This window comes from Paenibacillus sp. LBL (assembly GCF_029893715.1).
Lineage (GTDB): Bacteria > Bacillota > Bacilli > Paenibacillales > Paenibacillaceae > Paenibacillus_AQ > Paenibacillus_AQ glucanolyticus.
Genome location: NZ_JARXYU010000008.1, coordinates 118,969 through 135,522 on the forward strand (window position 1 = coordinate 118,969; position 16,554 = coordinate 135,522).

The 16,554-nt window shown below is 47.7% G+C and carries 12 protein-coding genes; all 12 read left to right on the plus strand.

Annotated features, from left to right (window positions below; genetic code table 11):
• Positions 1–57 precede the first annotated feature (57 nt).
• The 12 genes from M2277_RS18330 to M2277_RS18385 all read left to right on the plus strand — a co-directional run bounded on the left by M2277_RS18330 (position 58) and on the right by M2277_RS18385 (position 16,535).
• Positions 58–2,145, plus strand: coding sequence for a molybdopterin-containing oxidoreductase family protein (locus M2277_RS18330; RefSeq protein WP_280755310.1), 2,088 nt, complete (start codon positions 58–60; stop codon positions 2,143–2,145).
• Between the two features lie 248 nt (positions 2,146–2,393).
• Entirely contained in the window at positions 2,394–3,368 is a 975-nt protein-coding gene (locus M2277_RS18335) for an ABC transporter permease (protein ID WP_148248645.1), read from the plus strand.
• Positions 3,369–3,395: 27 nt separating this feature from the next.
• Positions 3,396–4,295: a carbohydrate ABC transporter permease gene (locus M2277_RS18340; RefSeq protein WP_036640043.1), complete on the plus strand. Its 900-nt coding sequence runs from the start codon at positions 3,396–3,398 to the stop codon at positions 4,293–4,295.
• Positions 4,296–4,363: 68 nt separating this feature from the next.
• Positions 4,364–6,040: a type 2 periplasmic-binding domain-containing protein gene (locus tag M2277_RS18345; protein ID WP_063478027.1), complete on the plus strand. Its 1,677-nt coding sequence runs from the start codon at positions 4,364–4,366 to the stop codon at positions 6,038–6,040.
• A gap of 134 nt (positions 6,041–6,174) precedes the next feature.
• Positions 6,175–7,749, plus strand: coding sequence for a response regulator (locus tag M2277_RS18350; RefSeq protein ID WP_006213142.1), 1,575 nt, complete (start codon positions 6,175–6,177; stop codon positions 7,747–7,749).
• Positions 7,746–9,578, plus strand: coding sequence for a sensor histidine kinase (locus M2277_RS18355; RefSeq protein ID WP_280755311.1), 1,833 nt, complete (start codon positions 7,746–7,748; stop codon positions 9,576–9,578). The genes M2277_RS18350 and M2277_RS18355 overlap by 4 nt, the downstream gene beginning before the upstream one ends.
• Before the next feature lie 301 nt (positions 9,579–9,879).
• Positions 9,880–11,145, plus strand: coding sequence for an MFS transporter (locus tag M2277_RS18360; RefSeq protein WP_063478025.1), 1,266 nt, complete (start codon positions 9,880–9,882; stop codon positions 11,143–11,145).
• Positions 11,146–11,574: 429 nt separating this feature from the next.
• Positions 11,575–12,819: a sugar ABC transporter substrate-binding protein gene (locus M2277_RS18365; RefSeq protein ID WP_280755312.1), complete on the plus strand. Its 1,245-nt coding sequence runs from the start codon at positions 11,575–11,577 to the stop codon at positions 12,817–12,819.
• A gap of 110 nt (positions 12,820–12,929) precedes the next feature.
• Entirely contained in the window at positions 12,930–13,835 is a 906-nt protein-coding gene (locus M2277_RS18370) for a carbohydrate ABC transporter permease (protein ID WP_063478024.1), read from the plus strand.
• Positions 13,836–13,887: 52 nt separating this feature from the next.
• Positions 13,888–14,706: a carbohydrate ABC transporter permease gene (locus M2277_RS18375; RefSeq protein WP_006213137.1), complete on the plus strand. Its 819-nt coding sequence runs from the start codon at positions 13,888–13,890 to the stop codon at positions 14,704–14,706.
• A 41-nt stretch (positions 14,707–14,747) separates the two neighbouring features.
• Positions 14,748–15,749 carry a LacI family DNA-binding transcriptional regulator gene (locus tag M2277_RS18380; protein WP_006213136.1) on the plus strand — a complete coding sequence of 334 codons (1,002 nt, stop codon included), beginning with the start codon at positions 14,748–14,750 and terminating at the stop codon, positions 15,747–15,749.
• Between the two features lie 24 nt (positions 15,750–15,773).
• Positions 15,774–16,535 carry an alpha/beta hydrolase gene (locus M2277_RS18385; protein WP_006213135.1) on the plus strand — a complete coding sequence of 254 codons (762 nt, stop codon included), beginning with the start codon at positions 15,774–15,776 and terminating at the stop codon, positions 16,533–16,535.
• Positions 16,536–16,554: the final 19 nt, after the last annotated feature.

Below are 16,554 nucleotides of genomic sequence, written 5' to 3' on the forward strand. Positions count from 1 at the left end.
ATGTTCTTTTAAGATAAGGGATAGGATGCAGCCGAGCAGAAGGGGGAAATGGACGAAATGACTCAAGACATGATTCAGCAGGAAAATGGCATATTTCCAGGGGTATGTCCGTTGGATTGTCCCGATACATGCGGCCTGCTGCTGCATAAAGAGAACGGGAAAATCGTCAAGGTTACCGGAGATCCCGACCATCCGGTTACGCAAGGAGCCATCTGCAATAAAGTCCGCAATATGGCACACCGGGTATACCATCCGGAGCGTGTGCTCTATCCGATGCGGAGGGTAGGCGCCAAGGGAGAGGGAGCTTTCGAACGAATCAGCTGGGATGAAGCGGTTCAGGAGATTACCACGCGCTACAAGGGGCTGATCGAGGAACACGGCTCCGAGAGCATTCTGCCTTATAGCTTCTACGGCAACATGGGCATATTGAGCGTGGACGGCATGGATCGGAGATTCTTCAACAGGCTGGGCGCCAGCCGGTTGAAGCAGTCCATCTGCAATTCGGCAGGCAGTGAAGGCTGGAAGTCCGTCATGGGCTTTAACGGAGGCACCGTGCCTGAGGTCACGGTGCTGGCTGACGTCATTATCGTCTGGGGCGGCAACATCGTCAGCACCAATATGCACCAGGTGGTGCTCGCAGAGAAAGCGCGCAAGTCCGGTGCCAAGGTCATTGTCATTGATGTTCATAAAAATCAGACCGGGCAATGGGCGGATTGGTTCATTCCGCTGTTTCCGGGCACGGATGCGGCCCTGGCCGTCGGTATCATGCACATTATGTTTCGTGATGGCATGGTGAATGAGGAGTTCCTCCAGCACTATACCCTGGGTCATGAGGAGCTGCGCGAGCATGTGAGAACATACACGCCGGCGTATGTGTCTTCCATTACCGGCGTTTCGGCTGAGGATATCGAGAAGCTGGCTGAGTTGTATGGCCGAGCCCAGGTGTCTTATATCCACATCGGAAACGGACTTCAGCATCACGATAATGGCGGATTGACGGTACGCAGCATAGCGGCGCTTCCTGCTTTGACCGGACAATGGCTCAAGCGGGGCGGAGGTGCCTCCAAGTCGAATGGCGGCTATAACAGTATGGACAGCGATGCACTGGAGCGCCCGGATCTGAGACCGAATCCCGAGGCCCGAACCATCAACATGAACCGGATTGGCGAGGCGCTTGCGATGACCGAGCAGCCGATTAAGTCCGTGTTCGTTTATTGCAGCAATCCGCTCGTTGTCGCTCCAGATACGGAGCGGGTGCGCGAAGGTTTTGCACGGGAAGATCTGTTTACCGTTGTACATGACCTGTTTATGACGGACACAGCGAAATATGCAGATATCGTGCTTCCGGCAACCTCTTCATTTGAGAATACGGATCTGTTCAGTTCCTATTGGCATCAGTACATCCAGCTTCAGGAGCCGGTCATTCCAGCGCTTGGGGAGAGCAAGAGCAATGTGGAGCTGTTCTCGTTGCTGGGACGGGCCATGGGTTTCAATGAGCCTGCTTTCTATGAGACAGAAGAAGAGATGATTGCAAGGGCGCTCGACTATCCGGACAACCCTTATCTGAACGGCGTTACCTTGGACAAGCTGAAAGCGCACCGCCACGTGAAGCTCGACATGACCCCGCTGGAGACGTATCTGGACCGTCTGCCGACGCCTTCCGGCCGGATTGAGCTGTATTCGGCACAGCTGGAAGCAGCCGGTCTTCCGCCTCTTCCGACTTACGTGCCATTGAAGGAAGGATATGATGGCGTGAGGCGAGGCCGCGGGCATCAATATCCGCTGATGTTCATCTCCCCGCCGAATCACAATTTCCTGAATTCAACCTTTGCGAATGTGGAGAAACATCAGAAGCTGGAGAAGGAGCCCGCACTGCAGATCCATCCGGAGGATGCAGCGGAGCGCGGGTTACAGGATGGAGATATGGTTACGGTATATAATGACCGCGGAACCTATGAGGTCCGGGCGAAGGTAACGGATAAAATGCTGCCGGGCACCGTGGTCAGTCAAGGCTTGTGGTGGGAAGGCGAAGGCCGGAAGCAGCGTGCTAACGCCCTTACGCCGGACAGGCTGTCCGACATGGGCGAAGGGGCCACCTTTTTCTCGACGGTAGTCGAGGTCAGGGCTAAAGAGAAGGGTATCTAAAAGATGAATACGAGACTGTCTTGAAGGTCTATATGACCTGAAGGCAGTCTTTTTTTATAGATAAGAAAGTGGGGGGCTGAAAGTGATAACACATTCCGGTGGAAGTATAAAAAATCGGGGTTTTGTTATATAGCTTGAATAAATTTCCATAGGTAGAATGGTACTAAGTCAATTGCAAGCGGTTTCGGAATGGCAGAAATTCAGAGACCCGGCATGCGTTTAGATCAATTCGTAACGGGAGGATAAATATGCCGCAAGCTACTGCAGAACAGCAATCACCCATTTCCCGGCAGCCCAAAGTTCACAGTAAAAGTTTCCTCAGACGCTTGATGAAGCAATGGGATGTTCAGCTCATGGTGTTACCCGGGGTCATTCTGGTTTTCATTTTTGCCTATATGCCCATGTATGGCGTAATAACCGGTTTTATGGATTATAACCTGTTCACCGGATCAAGGATTTGGGATAACCCGTGGGTCGGTTTTAAGCATTTCGAAGCCTTTTTTGCCGCCCCCGAGTTTGAGAGGATTTTGCGCAACACGATTGTCATCAGCCTGTTGAAGTTCGTTATCGGATTTCCGGCACCGATCATACTGGCGCTTTTACTGAACGAAGTTCGCCATATGTTGTTCAAAAGAGTGATTCAAACGATCACGTATCTGCCCTATTTCTTATCGTGGGTCATCGTTGCGGGGTTTGCCACCGCCTTGCTATCCACGGAAAATGGAAGCATCAATATTTTGCTGGAGCGCATAGGGGCCATTGATGAACCGATCAATTTTCTCTCGTTGAAAGAATATTTCTGGTCGATCCTCATTTCGGCCAACGTATGGAAGGATATCGGATTTAACTCGATTGTATTCCTGGCTGCGATTGCAAGCATTGATCCTGCTCTGTACGAGGCTGCAGATATCGACGGGGCAAGCAAGGCGAAGCAGATCTACTTGATTACGCTTCCCTCGATTATGCCGGTAGTCATTATCTTTATGATTCTTGCCATCGGCAACTTGCTCAACGCAGGCTTTGAGGACATCTTGCTCCTGGCATCCAATCCTGTGCTAAGGCCGGTATCTGATGTGATTGATACGTATGTCTATCGGGTAGGCTTGGGGTCACATCGCTATTCTTATGCGGTTGCTATCGGATTGTTCAAGGCAATCATCAGTGTAGGACTGCTAACGATCGCGAACTATCTGGCTCGAAGATCTGGTAACAGCTTATGGTAAGAATCAGCAGCCCTCAGGAGGTACGGCATGTTAAAAAGAATTAGCTTTGGTGACAAGGTCATGCTCATTGTGGTATACGCGTTGCTCAGTCTACTCGCCTTCACGGCACTCTATCCGTTCTGGAATGCGGTGGCTGTTTCTTTCAATGTAGGTGTGGATACCGCCAAGGGAGGGGTCACCTTCTGGCCACGAGAATTCACACTCGAAAATTACAAAATCATACTGCAAGATGAAAGACTGCTTAACGGGTTTCTCGTATCCATAGGCCGTACCGTAATCGGAACCGCAACCTCCATCTTCATGACAGCGCTCCTTGCCTTCGGGATGACTCGATCCTATCTGATCGGACGGAGCTATTATATGGTGTTCTTTATATTCACGCTCTACTTTGGTGGAGGATTGATTCCAACCTATCTCTTGATCCGTTCACTGGGTATGATGGACAGCTTTCTGGTGTTTATTATTCCATCGCTTATCAGCGTCTGGAATATGATTATATTCCGAACCTTCTTTAAGGGCCTTCCCGTTGGCTTGGAAGAATCGGCCAATATTGATGGCTGCAGCAATTGGGGTATATTCTTCCGGATTATTCTTCCATTGTCCGGGCCGGTTATCGCCACGCTGTCCTTGTTGACCGCCGTTGGCCATTGGAACGACTGGTTCCTGCCAAGCATCTACATCACTAGCGATACTTTGCTGCCCATTCAGACGATATTGAGACAGACCTTGAATGCCAATATTGTATCCGGTTCAAGCACCGTGCTCGACAGCGCTTCGGTTGCTCTTCTGGATCAAGCAAGGCAAATTACTTCGAAGTCGCTTACGATGGCGATGATGATTGTTGTGACCTTGCCGATCATTTTGGTCTATCCTTTTGTGCAGAAATATTTTGTCAAAGGCGTGCTGGTAGGCTCGTTGAAAGAGTAGGTGGCCGAACGGTTTAAGGCGAACAGCTTTGAACATATATATTCTTGGAAATGAGAGGGGTTAGGTATATGAGAAAGACGAAAAAGCCATTGCTCGTAATGGTATCGCTTCTGTTGGTCATGGTTACTGTTCTTGCCGGATGCGGGAGTAAAAAAGAAGCCGCACCGCCGGCGACACCGCCTGCAACAACCAATGAGGGGAATAAAGAGACTGACCCTCCAGCAGAGGGGGATGGAGGTAAATGGGTGCTTGGCGAGAAGCCGCTGGAATTCTCAGCTTATGCACACTATGGAAACACAGACTTCCCTAAATGGGAAAGCACGCCTATCGGCAAATATTTGAGCGAAGAAAAGCAAGTTAAGCTCAATATGATAGCGGCTGCCGGAGCACATACGCAAAAGCTGAGCGCGATGATGGCATCAGACGATTTGCCTGACATGATCTGGGCAGACCGTGAGGATCAGGATATGGAGAGACTTCGTAAAGAAGGAAAGCTGGTAGCCTATGATGAATATCTGGATAAGTATCCCAACCTGAAAACGTGGATGGGCGATCTGGACCTGCTTCGTGCTGAAGACGGCAAGCTGTACAGGTTTCCTAACTGGTACTCATCCAATCCTTACGGAAACGCAGGTTATGTAATTAACAAGAAAATTTACGAAGAGCTGGGCAAGCCGCCACTCGAAACCACAGATGATTTATATAACTACCTGGTAAAGGTTAAAGAAAAGTATGGCAGCGAGATTGTTCCGTTCGAGCCGCATCGCGCACAGGATCGACAAGGACTGGGTGTGTTATATACGGCTTTCGGAGAGGGAGCAAGCTACACCAACCTTAACGCTAATTTGTTAGCGGTTCCAAAGGATGGCAAGCTGACGTCGCTACTCATGGATCCGGTATTCCGTGAGGCTCAGAAATATATCGCTAAACTTTACAGAGAGAAACTCATTTCACAAGATGCCTTTAACCAAACGGAAGATCAAGTGCTGGAGAAAGTCATGACAGGCCGAGTCGCTGTGTTTGCCGGAGCCAGTCCGACAGATATGGCAGGAGAAGCACAGCCGGAGTTAATTAAGAAGGATCCGGACGGCGGGTATTTCATGATCTGGCCTATTCATAAGCCCGGTCTGGATAAGAACAAGATTTATCCAGGGACCTACACAAGCTTTGGATGGAATGCTGCATATATTACAACGGCTGCCGAAGACCCTGAAGCGATCTTTGCATTCCTTGACTGGTATACAGGTCCGGAAGGAATGAACGTGCAATTCTTCGGTCCTGAGGGTAAGAACTGGAAAGGCTTTGATGAGCAGGGTCAGCCGAATTTCACCGAGACTTATAATCCCGAAGAAGTAGCCAAAATTCAATCCGAAAATTCTCCGGTTATGTTTGTAGGGAATACGAGTTATATTGACCCTTCCAAATATAAATATATGAAGGATCTTCCGTTCGAAGAGCAGGATTGGAGAACACGTTACCAACAAACGATTACTTGGCCAACTCAATTAAACGTTACGGAATTTTCCGGTATTGAACCATCCCCGGATTCCGATGAAGGCATTATAAAAACATCTGTAAATGAATTGTTCCTCGAAATTTATGCCAAATCCGTAATGGCTAAGAGTGACGAAGAGGTAGATAAAATTCTTGACCAAGGGAACAAGGATTTGATGGATCTGGGTTACCAGCAGCTTCTTGATTACCGTACAGCCAATTGGCAGGAGAACTTGGCGAAGAGAAAATAATTAATTACAGCGTTATTACAGGGAAGCCTCCCAAAGAATCCACTAGATTCTTTGGGATATCTCTGTTTTATTATCAAATAGTCTTTTGCGCGTATGTGTAAGTAGAGGTGTATCTACCATTATGGAGGGGTTCCATGTACAAGGTGCTGCTTGTGGATGATGAAGAACTGGATCTTGAAGGAATGAGAAGATTCATTCCTTGGTCTGATTTGGACATGGAGTTAGTGGGGAGCGTTAATAATGCATTGTCGGCATGCGAAATAATAAAGAACCAGGAAGTTGATATATTGGTCAGCGACGTCAATATGCCCTATATGTCCGGGCTCGAGCTTGCTCGGATTGCGATTGAGCATAAACCTAACATTCGGATCATATTCGTCAGCGGATATCAGGAATTTAGCTATGTACAGCAAGCACTCTTATTGAAAGCGTATAGCTATGTTCTGAAGCCCATGAACGATCGGGAACTGGTTGCTTCATTAATCAAGGTAAAACGGGATTTGGATGAGGAGATCAAGCAGCGCGAGGTGGAGATGGCTTATCAGGAGATGATCCCTATTGTCAAAAGTGACTTTCTCATACGCCTGCTTGAACGGGAAGAATCAGAGGAATTATTGACACAGATGAGTATTTCTTATGAATTCGACCAGTTGAAGTGGCCGATCCGCGTCGCCGTTATGGAACTGGATAATCTGTCTTGGCGCCAAACAGGGAGTCTTTTTTCAAAGAGGGAACTGGCAAGAATATTTCTGCAGCGTATCCAGGAGGCAATTACAGATGGCGGCATGCTTCCATACTGCAAGCTGTCCTCGCAACGGGTAGCGATCCTGCTTGAGGACGTAAGCGCCACCCATACGATACGTACCTTGACGGATAACGTTCAGTTGCATTTGACGACATCCCTGACAACGGGTATTGGGGAACCCGTACACAACTTGAATCAGCTTCAGCTGTCCTACAGGCAAGCGGTGGAAGCTGTGGAGGCCAAGATGTTTCTTGGCAAGGGTAGTATGATCAAGTATGAAGATGTCAGTGCGGAGCCAGGCATGCTCGATGCGCGGATGCTTGATGAGCGCATGAATGTCCTCCTAAAAGCGATGGAGAAATATGAGCTGGTTCAAATTTGTGATGAACTGGAGAAGTTATTTGGTTCTATAAGGAATCTGCGCTCCCGCTTTACCGTGCATAATATGTCGAATTATATTATCTGGAAGCTCGAACAATATTTAAGCAGTCGAAATGAAGATTTGTTTGACCTGTTGGGCATGGAGATCCATCACCTGGATATTTTGATGCAATTCGAAACCGTCAGTGATATTCGTTCCTGGTTTATACAGCACATATTCGGAATTTCCGAAAGATTATATGAGAAATCCAATTCTAAGGATGGTAAATTCATTCGCAGTGTTATCCAATTGATGAGAGAGCGGATGAGTGAGAATATAACGATCAAGGATATTGCGCAGCATTTTTGTTTTTCGCCGAGTCATGTCGGGTTCCTGATTAAAGAGAGGTCAGGAAATACGTTCAATGAACTGCTTGTCCAACTGCGTATGGAAAAAGCATGCGAATTGCTGAAACAGCCGGGTCTCAAGGTCTATGAAGTCGCCGATCAGGTAGGATACCGCTATCTTCCTTATTTCAGCCGGCAGTTCAAAGAGAAATTCGCGATGACACCCATGGAATTTCGAAAGAGAGAATTGGGATGAATACTCGCTGGACCACATCATCCAGAATAAACGGTAAGAAGCTGGGGTATATACCCATCGGTTACAAGCTCATGCTGACCTTTACGATATTTATATTGCTGTTGGTTTTCGTGAACTTTTATATTTCACACTCGATGTACGATGACACCATGCGCAAACAGAGCCGGGTCAACATCCAGGGGACGCTCAATCAGATCCGGGATAATGTGGCCTATAAAGTGGATGATATCGTCCAGACCTCAGCGACATTGTACGATGATCCTGCCTTCATTCAGAGTGTCCTCAGGAATTTATCAGGCGCTGATAATCATATCCGCATGAACAATGTCATTCTCCCGAAGCTGGAGAGCGCTGCGAAGGCGGTTGGCCTTAATTTAAGGCTATCCGTCTATTTTCATAATCAAACGGTGTACGAGAGATATAGAGATTGGGATAATGCCAATAATCAAGATTTCAACGAACAAAGCTGGGATATGTACCATATGACTCGAATTTCGAATGAGTTTTGGTATTTCACGCTGCCGGAAGAGAAGTATAATTCAACGATGACGTGGAGGCAGGTAGAAGAGGATGAGCGGGATGGGCGGATTTCGCTGATTCGGCGCATCGTGGATATGAATAATCCGCTCGATATTCAAGAAGTGGGAATCATGAGGTTCAGTGTTCGCTTGTCGCAGCTGTTCGACAGTGTGGATTACACGAAGCTTGGCGACGGAAGTGTATTATCGGTGCTGGATCCTTTTGGGAATGTGGTGTTTACTTCCGGATCAATGGTTGAAGACCCTGACCATACCAGTGACAAGGTAAATCCGCATGCCGTTATAGCACCCAACGATAAGAGGAATTATTTGGTTATTGAAGAAGATTTGCCGCAGAAGAACTGGAAGATTGTTGCGCAGGTTCCGCTTAACATCATTGAACAGGAAGCGAAGAGAGTACGAACCGTATTAATAGTAATCTGTATCATCTGCATCGTGTTGTTTACATATACAGGGTATGTGATATCCCGATCTTTCTCTAAGCGAATCCAGAAGCTTGTAGGGGTACTCAATGCATTTCGGGAAGGGGACCTGCATAAACGGATCGCTTATCGGGGCAAAGGGGAGTTCCCGCAAATTGCGAATGCCTTGAATGCAATGGGCGAGGATATCGAGGCGTTAATCAATAAAGTGTATCTAACCCAGCTTCAAAAGAAGGAAGCAGAGCTTGAAATGCTGCAATCGCAGATTAATCCCCACTTCTTATACAATACGCTATCCTCCATTAATCAACTTGCGAAATTCGGCGAGACGGAGAAGCTGCAGAATATGGTTGTGCAGTTGGCACAATTTTATCGGCTTACACTAAATTCGGGAAGAATATTAATACCCATTGCATTAGAGATTGAGCAGGCCAATGCGTATCTGGATATCCAAAAGGTAAAATACGGACAGCGCATGGAAGTCAATTTTGATGTGGATACAAGTATATGGCCTCACGAGACCATTAAATTGATTCTGCAGCCCTTTATCGAGAATGTGCTGAAGCATGCGTGGAGCGGGGATCGCATTCATATTCGGATTGTCGTCAAAAAGGAAGGGGATACGATTCTCTATCGGATCATCGACGATGGTCTCGGCATGAAGCAGGGGAGAATCGAGGAAATATTCGATATCCGGGATAACAACCATACGGGCTGCGGCATCCGCAATATCGACCAGCGGGTGAAGCTGCATTACGGGAGCGAGTACGGCGTGTCTATCTTCAGCAAAGTGGGAATCGGAACTTCGGTTCAAATACGCATACCGGCAAGAGCCAGAAATGCAAACTCCGATAAGAGAGGAGGGTAGACGGGGCCCCAAACTATAGCTCTGCCCAGGGAAGAGGGATCCGTTCAGTTTAGTTTCATGTTCGCTGTCAAGGTAAAGCGTCAATGAGTGTGCTTGCTAAAAACATAGGCCTCAAGCGATACTAGGATTTGGGCGAAGAAATGACAAGCAATGTAAATTTCACAGGATGATATGATAAGTAAAAGACGTTGTCTTTCTCTTTTCTATTAGAAGAACCATAGAAGCCCGCAAGGGCTTTTCTTTTTGATTATATATGCTTATGCCGATTATACTGCTGCGAGGCTGCTGGGAGATAATAAACATGAAATGGTTGGAGCAGTACCCTAAGGAAGTTAAAGGTTTTCTTGTAGCAAGTCTCGTTGCCTCTGCAGGCGGCTCCTTGATGTGGCCGCTGACAACGATGTATGTATTTGATGAGCTGGGACGCAGCATGCAGGATGCCGGCTTTGTCATTCTGATTCAATCGATGGGGGGAATTGCGGGCCAGCTCCTGGGCGGGGCCATGTATCACCGAATTGGGGTGAAGAAACTCATCGTGGGCTCCCTGCTGCTGAATGCGCTGGGGTTGTTTACTCTTCCGTTCATTAACGGACTATGGGGCCTCTTCATCGCGATGATGGGATTCATCGGGTTCTGCAACGCAGTATCCATGCCGGCCATTCAGGCCTTTATCGGATTCCGGTTTGCCGATCGACGGGGTGAGCTGTTCAATGTCATCTATGTTGCTAACAATATCGGTGTAGCGCTAGGTACGGCCATGAGTGGATTTTTGGCAGAGATATCCTATCATTTAAGTTTTGTCTTAAACGGAGTCACTTCCTTCGGGTTTGCGATTTTCTTCCTGTCCTATCTGACGAAGCTGGACGGACCCGGCGTACCGGAGCAGTCCCATCACCCGCAGCCCAAAACTCCGCTTCCCGCAGGCCCCGGTGCTTGGGCATTGCTGGGAAACACCCGAATTTATCTCTTCATGGGTTTGGGCTCTCTGTTTCTGTGGTTCGGGAATTCGATCTGGAATACGGGCGTCTCTCCCTTCATCATCTCAGAGGGGATGTCCAAGACAGCCTATGGTTATTTATGGACCCTTAATGGCATATTGATCTTTGCCGCACAGCCGCTGACCAATGCAATCAAGCGCTGGTTTGCCCGGACGGAGAGCAGCCAGATGACGGTGAGCGCACTGTTCTACCTGTCTGCTTACCTCGTTATTGTGGCGATGCACAGCTATCCGGGTATGGTGCTTGCGATGGTGCTGGCTACACTCGGCGAAATGCTCATCTCACCTGCTATACCGGCCTTTATCTCGGAGCGGGCAGGTCATGCAGCACCGTTCTATATCGGCGTTACAGGCGGTATGGGAGCTGTCGGACGGGTGATAGGTCCTTATGCTATGGGAACGATGTATGATGGCGGGGGATTGACGCCAGTGGCGTGGCTAGCAGCAGGCGTTGCGGTGTTGTCCTGCTTATCCTTCATGGTGCATGCACGGCTTAGCAAGAACAGCTCGCTGAATCATAACCTCCACGACAAGAATGCAAGACAAGCTGACGCTTCCAGCCCTCACTAAGAAAAATAACATGGAATGTTATAAAGCAGCAGGCATGCTTCCGGCCGGCTGCTTTTTCTTATGGGGTCGAAGCTCACAGCGCTTGTCAAAAAATAGACTCATAAAAAAATAAAAAGGATATTGAAATCGCTCTCAAGGGAAGCTATAATGAACTTGTCGAAACGTTTCAAAACAGAATGCGGTTTTTGAAGTTATCAAGCAATCAAGCAGATTATTATGAATACACAAAAGCATGTTTATACCTGAAATAAGCATGGAAAGGTGCTTTATAGGGGGAATGAAGAGACATTAGGATTATAGATTTGTACTTTATCCGGCGTCTTTATTTTTTTCGAATAATATCGAAACGTTTCGAAGTAAGTGCTTTCAATTTAAGTTCCGTATTACGTTTTGCATGCTGGTAAACATTAAAAACGGGGTGAATGTAGAATGAGAAAAAAATCATTATTATGGACGTTGGCAGCAATGCTGATGTTCTCGGTTGTTTTAGCGGGATGTTCTGGTGGGTCTGAAGATGTCAAGGAAGGCGGCGAAGGCAAGAAAGAACTGAAAGTTTGGTTGATGGGTGACACAACAGACGAAACCTTAATTAAGGAATATGAAGAGAAAAATCCAGGCGTTAAGGTGAGCGTTCAATTGATCCCTTGGGGCAGTGCACATGACAAGCTGCTTACGGCGGTTGCATCGAAGAGTGGTCCTGATGTCGTGCAAATGGGAACCACCTGGATTCCAGAGTTTGCCCAGGCTGGAGCTTTGCTCGATCTGACGCCGTATCTTGAGCAGTATCCTAGCCTGAAACAAGAGAACTATTTTGACGGTGCTATCCAAACCATGAGTTATGATGACAAGGTTGTCAGTATCCCGTGGTACGTGGAGACACGCGTATTGTTCTATCGCACAGACATTCTGGCCGAAGTCGGCTACCCGGAAGGTCCTAAGACTTGGGATGAAATGAAGGATGCCGGTGAGAAGCTGGCAGCTAGAGGAAACGGCAATTACGCCATTACCATTGATGCCAAAGACATGAACTACCTGTCCATGTTTGCCTGGCAGAATGGAAGCGACATGATTGACGAGAACCGGAAGCCTCATTTTAACGAACCGGAATTCATGGGAGCCATGGAATACCTGAAGAGCTTCTACGATACCGGAATGACGCCGCTTGCGAGCGATTTGGATCTGTTTGCCGCATTTAAAGACGGACAATTCCCGATGTTTATCAGCGGTCCTTGGATGATTCAAGGTGTTAAAGACAAAGCGCCTGAGATTGAAGGTAAATGGGCAACAACAACACTTCCGGCTAAAGAAAACAATGCATCGTTCCTCGGTGGAGCGAACATGTCGGTATTCAACACAACCAAAAATGCAGAGGAAGCCGTTAAATTCATCTCTTTCATGAGTGAAAAAGAATCGCAGCTGACCAACTACGATGTAGCTAAAAACCTGCCTGCTGTTAAGAGTGCATGGGAAGATCAACGCTTTGAAGATCCGATTTTTGCTACCTTTGGAAAGCAGCTCGAAAACGCTAAACCTGTTCCGTTCATTAAGGAGTGGGATGCGATCTCCAAGGAAGCAATTGCAGCTTTTGAGAAAATTACCGTTGGTGGAGCTGACATCAAAACAGAAATGGATCTTCTGAATCAAAAAGCTACCGAAATGCTAAACAAAAAATAAGAGTGCGTCTTAAACGCAGCCCGGCTTGTTTCATCGAAGGATGAAACAAGCCTGACTGCTTCAAACGTACGTTATTCTTATATTGAGAAACCCACACTTGCAGGAGGTGAATGACATTGCAGAACTTTATCAAGCGCTTTAACCATTATAAGTATCCTTATATGTTTATTGCGCCCGCACTGGTGCTGCTTCTGACGTTCTCAATCATTCCGATCATCATTGCGCTAGTCATCAGTTTCACGGATATTGACCTTGCCGGCCTCGCGAATTATTCAAACATTGAAGGCGTTGGCTTTGATAATTTTATCAATGTATTTAAAGATCCGGTCTTTCTGAAATCCATGTTTAACACCATGTTCTATGTTATTATCGGAGTTCCGCTTGTCGTAATGCTTGCCATGGGCGCTGCCCTGCTGCTTAACTATGGCACGGGATTGTTGTTTAAGACATTCCGCGTCGTGTATTATATGCCTTCCATTACGAATATTGTGGCGGTCGCGGTTGTTTGGGGTTACTTGTATAACAGCCATTACGGCCTCTTTAACCATATATTGTCCTGGTTCGGAGTGCCGGCTCAGCAGTGGCTGACAGATCCGGCACTAGCCAAGCTATCGCTGATTCTTCTGGCCGTTTGGAAATCCATCGGACTTAATATGATTATTTTCCTGGCTGCGCTGCAGGGGATTCCGCGCTCCTATTATGAAGCGGCGGAGATTGATGGTGCAAGCAAATGGAAGAAGCTCCTGTACATTACGGTACCACTGCTTAGCTTCGCGACCTTCTTTGTCACCATTACGACATTGATCGGCTGGATTCAATTCTTCGAAGAGCCGCTGGTTATGACCAAGGGTGGCCCGCTCAACTCCACGATGTCGATGGCTCTCTTTATCTATAACAATGGCTTCCAGCTTAGCAATTTTGGCTATGCGGCCGCAGGATCGTTTGTACTCTTCATCATCATTATTGCTGTAACGGTCTTGCAATTCGCAGTCAAGAGAAAAGATGTCGAATATTAAGGCTCAGGTTGAAGCGACCATCCCGTATCGTAACTGAAGGAGGCTTTAGAGTATGGCAGCTAAAAGAATTGAGAAAACAGTCATGACGGTGCTGCTCATTGCAGGAGGACTGCTCATGATGATTCCGTTTATCTGGATGATCACGTCCTCGTTCAAGCCGGAAAATGAATTTACAGCGGTTCCGCCAACGTTATTACCAAAAGAATTTACAATTAAGAATTATGTGGACTTATTTACGAAGCTGGACTTTATTGTATATTTGAAAAATACACTTATCATTGTGTTCTGGTCTTTTGTCGGTCTGTTCCTTAATGCGCTTGCAGGATATGCATTCGCCAAATACGAATTCCCTGGCAATAAAAAGCTGTTCTATCTCGTGCTTGCCACGATGATGATTCCAGGGCAGGTTACCATGATTCCAGTATATCTGCTGATCAATGCAATGGGCTTGACCAACACGATGGCAGGTATTGTGCTGCCGGGCTTGGTTGGCGCTTTCGGTATTTTTCTATTCCGTCAGTTTATGTCCACCATTCCAACGGATTTAATCGAGGCATCAAGGCTTGATGGAGCAGGGGAGCTGCGTATCTTCTTCCAGCTGATCGTTCCGATCACAAAGCCCGTATTCGCGGTACAGGGAATCTTGGCGTTCATTGGAGCCTGGAACAGCTTCCTGTGGCCTCTCATTATGGCAAACGACCAGAAGCTCTACACGCTTTCGGTTGGTTTGCAGCTTCTGAAAGGACAGCATGGATCTGACTTCGGTCTGCAGATGGCAGGCGCGGCATTCATGGTCGTTCCAATTATTATCGTATTTTCTTTCTTCCAAAAACACATTATTGAAGGATATACGATCTCCGGTATGAAATAAGTTAAATAGAGTTTTTTATGTACTAGAAGGGGCGTAAGGAAATGGCAACGATTAAGGATGTGGCAAAGCTCGCCGGGGTTGCGTTGTCAACCGCTTCCTATGCACTAAGCGGCGATAGCAGGGTGAGTTCCAAGACAAGATCCAAAGTGCTCGATGCAGCAAGACAATTGAATTATCGGAAGAACGGATTCGCCATGGATTTGAAGCGGAGTCGTACCAAGACCATCGCGCTTATTCTGACGGATCTGTCCGGCCCTTATTATTCTGAACTGATTCGAAGTGTGCAGGAAGTGGCATTAACCAACGGTTATGATCTGATTGCTTGCAGCTCGATGGGCGGAAGAGATTCGACGGCGGTTAAATTTCTGCGCGAGAAGAGGGCGGACGGAGCCATCATTCTGGCACCCAATATTCGTGATGAAGTTCTGGTTGAGACCTCCGGTCCCCAATTTCCGATCGTTGTGATGGATCGTCAGTTGTCCAGTGATTATTTGCTTAACGTGCTGGTTGACGGAGAGCAAGGAGGATATACGGCTACCCGTTATCTGCTGGAGAATGGACACAAACATGTAGCCTATATCAGTGGTTCTTCTGATTCTTATGATAACCATTTACGTTACAAAGGGTATTTGCGAGCACTTGCGGAGGCTGGGCTGGAGGAACAGTCGAAATGGCGTCTCAGCGGCAATTTTGTGCGCGAGGGCGGTTATAATGCCACCAAAATGTTGATTATGCAGGGATCGCTCCCATCGGCTGTGTTTTACGGCAATGACGAAATGGCCATCGGTGGATTGAAGGCATTTGAGGAATGCGGGATATCGGTACCGAATGACATCTCTGTCATCGGATATGATGACATCCAATTAGCCGAATACGTAAATCCGCCGTTAACGACCATAAGACAGCCCAAGAGTGAAGCGGGGTCGCTTGCAGCCCATTTGCTGTTTCAAGCATTGGCCGGTGAATCGGTGAAGCAGTCTTACATGCTGACTACAGATATGATGGAACGTGCATCGGTAGGAAAGGGTAAAGCAGGGAATTAAGGTGCCGGATCGGAGATGAGGAACTTGGCGTGGATCACATGTGATTTTTATTCGGAAACACTGCAGCTGTCCACCAGCATGGAGGTGTTTCTACCCCAAGGCAGCTTAATGCCACTCCGTTCTTCTTCGAAGCTGCCGGTGCTTTATTTGCTTCACGGACGAGGGGCAGATCATACCGAATGGATGCGCAGGTCATCCATCGAGCGATATGCCGAGAGCAAAGGCCTCGCACTCGTGATGCCGGGATTCGGGCGCAGCTATTACATGGATATGGCGAATGGGCTGCCATACTTCACCTATCTCAGCGAAGAGCTTCCCAAGCTTGTTCGGACGTTCTTTCCGGTGTCTGGCCGAAGAGAAGATACCTTTGTCGCTGGAATCTCCATGGGTGGGTATGGTGCATTTAAGCTGGCGCTTAGCTATCCGGAGCGTTATGCGGCTGGTGCAAGCTTGTCGGGCGGGCTGGATCTTGCCAGCCGCGCAGCAGGAGCGGGCTTTCAGGAGTCGGAGATCCGCACGATCTTCGGCCGTGTGGAGAACGTGCGGGGGAGCCGGGATGATTTGCTCTTCTTAGCTGCAGAGTTTGCCGCATACACCGGAAACAAACCGATGCTGTATCAATGCTGCGGAACCGAAGATTTTTTGTATAAGGACAATCAAACCTTTAGACGATATGCGGACAGCCTGGGAATTCATATCACATACGAAGAAGAGCCGGGTGGACATGAATGGGGATATTGGGACAACAAAATTCAGCGGGTGCTGGATTGGCTGCCCCTGCCCTGAATTTTCTGTTCAAATTCAT

What these genes read in the sequence shown, in the direction of transcription:
- M2277_RS18330 (WP_280755310.1), top strand. Translation starts at nt 58, where the DNA reads ATGACTCAAGACATGATTCAGCAGGAAAATGGCATATTTCCAGGGGTA.
- M2277_RS18335 (WP_148248645.1), top strand. Translation starts at nt 2,394, where the DNA reads ATGCCGCAAGCTACTGCAGAACAGCAATCACCCATTTCCCGGCAGCCC.
- M2277_RS18340 (WP_036640043.1), top strand. Translation starts at nt 3,396, where the DNA reads ATGTTAAAAAGAATTAGCTTTGGTGACAAGGTCATGCTCATTGTGGTA.
- M2277_RS18345 (WP_063478027.1), top strand. Translation starts at nt 4,364, where the DNA reads ATGAGAAAGACGAAAAAGCCATTGCTCGTAATGGTATCGCTTCTGTTG.
- M2277_RS18350 (WP_006213142.1), top strand. Translation starts at nt 6,175, where the DNA reads ATGTACAAGGTGCTGCTTGTGGATGATGAAGAACTGGATCTTGAAGGA.
- M2277_RS18355 (WP_280755311.1), top strand. Translation starts at nt 7,746, where the DNA reads ATGAATACTCGCTGGACCACATCATCCAGAATAAACGGTAAGAAGCTG.
- M2277_RS18360 (WP_063478025.1), top strand. Translation starts at nt 9,880, where the DNA reads ATGAAATGGTTGGAGCAGTACCCTAAGGAAGTTAAAGGTTTTCTTGTA.
- M2277_RS18365 (WP_280755312.1), top strand. Translation starts at nt 11,575, where the DNA reads ATGAGAAAAAAATCATTATTATGGACGTTGGCAGCAATGCTGATGTTC.
- M2277_RS18370 (WP_063478024.1), top strand. Translation starts at nt 12,930, where the DNA reads ATGACATTGCAGAACTTTATCAAGCGCTTTAACCATTATAAGTATCCT.
- M2277_RS18375 (WP_006213137.1), top strand. Translation starts at nt 13,888, where the DNA reads ATGGCAGCTAAAAGAATTGAGAAAACAGTCATGACGGTGCTGCTCATT.
- M2277_RS18380 (WP_006213136.1), top strand. Translation starts at nt 14,748, where the DNA reads ATGGCAACGATTAAGGATGTGGCAAAGCTCGCCGGGGTTGCGTTGTCA.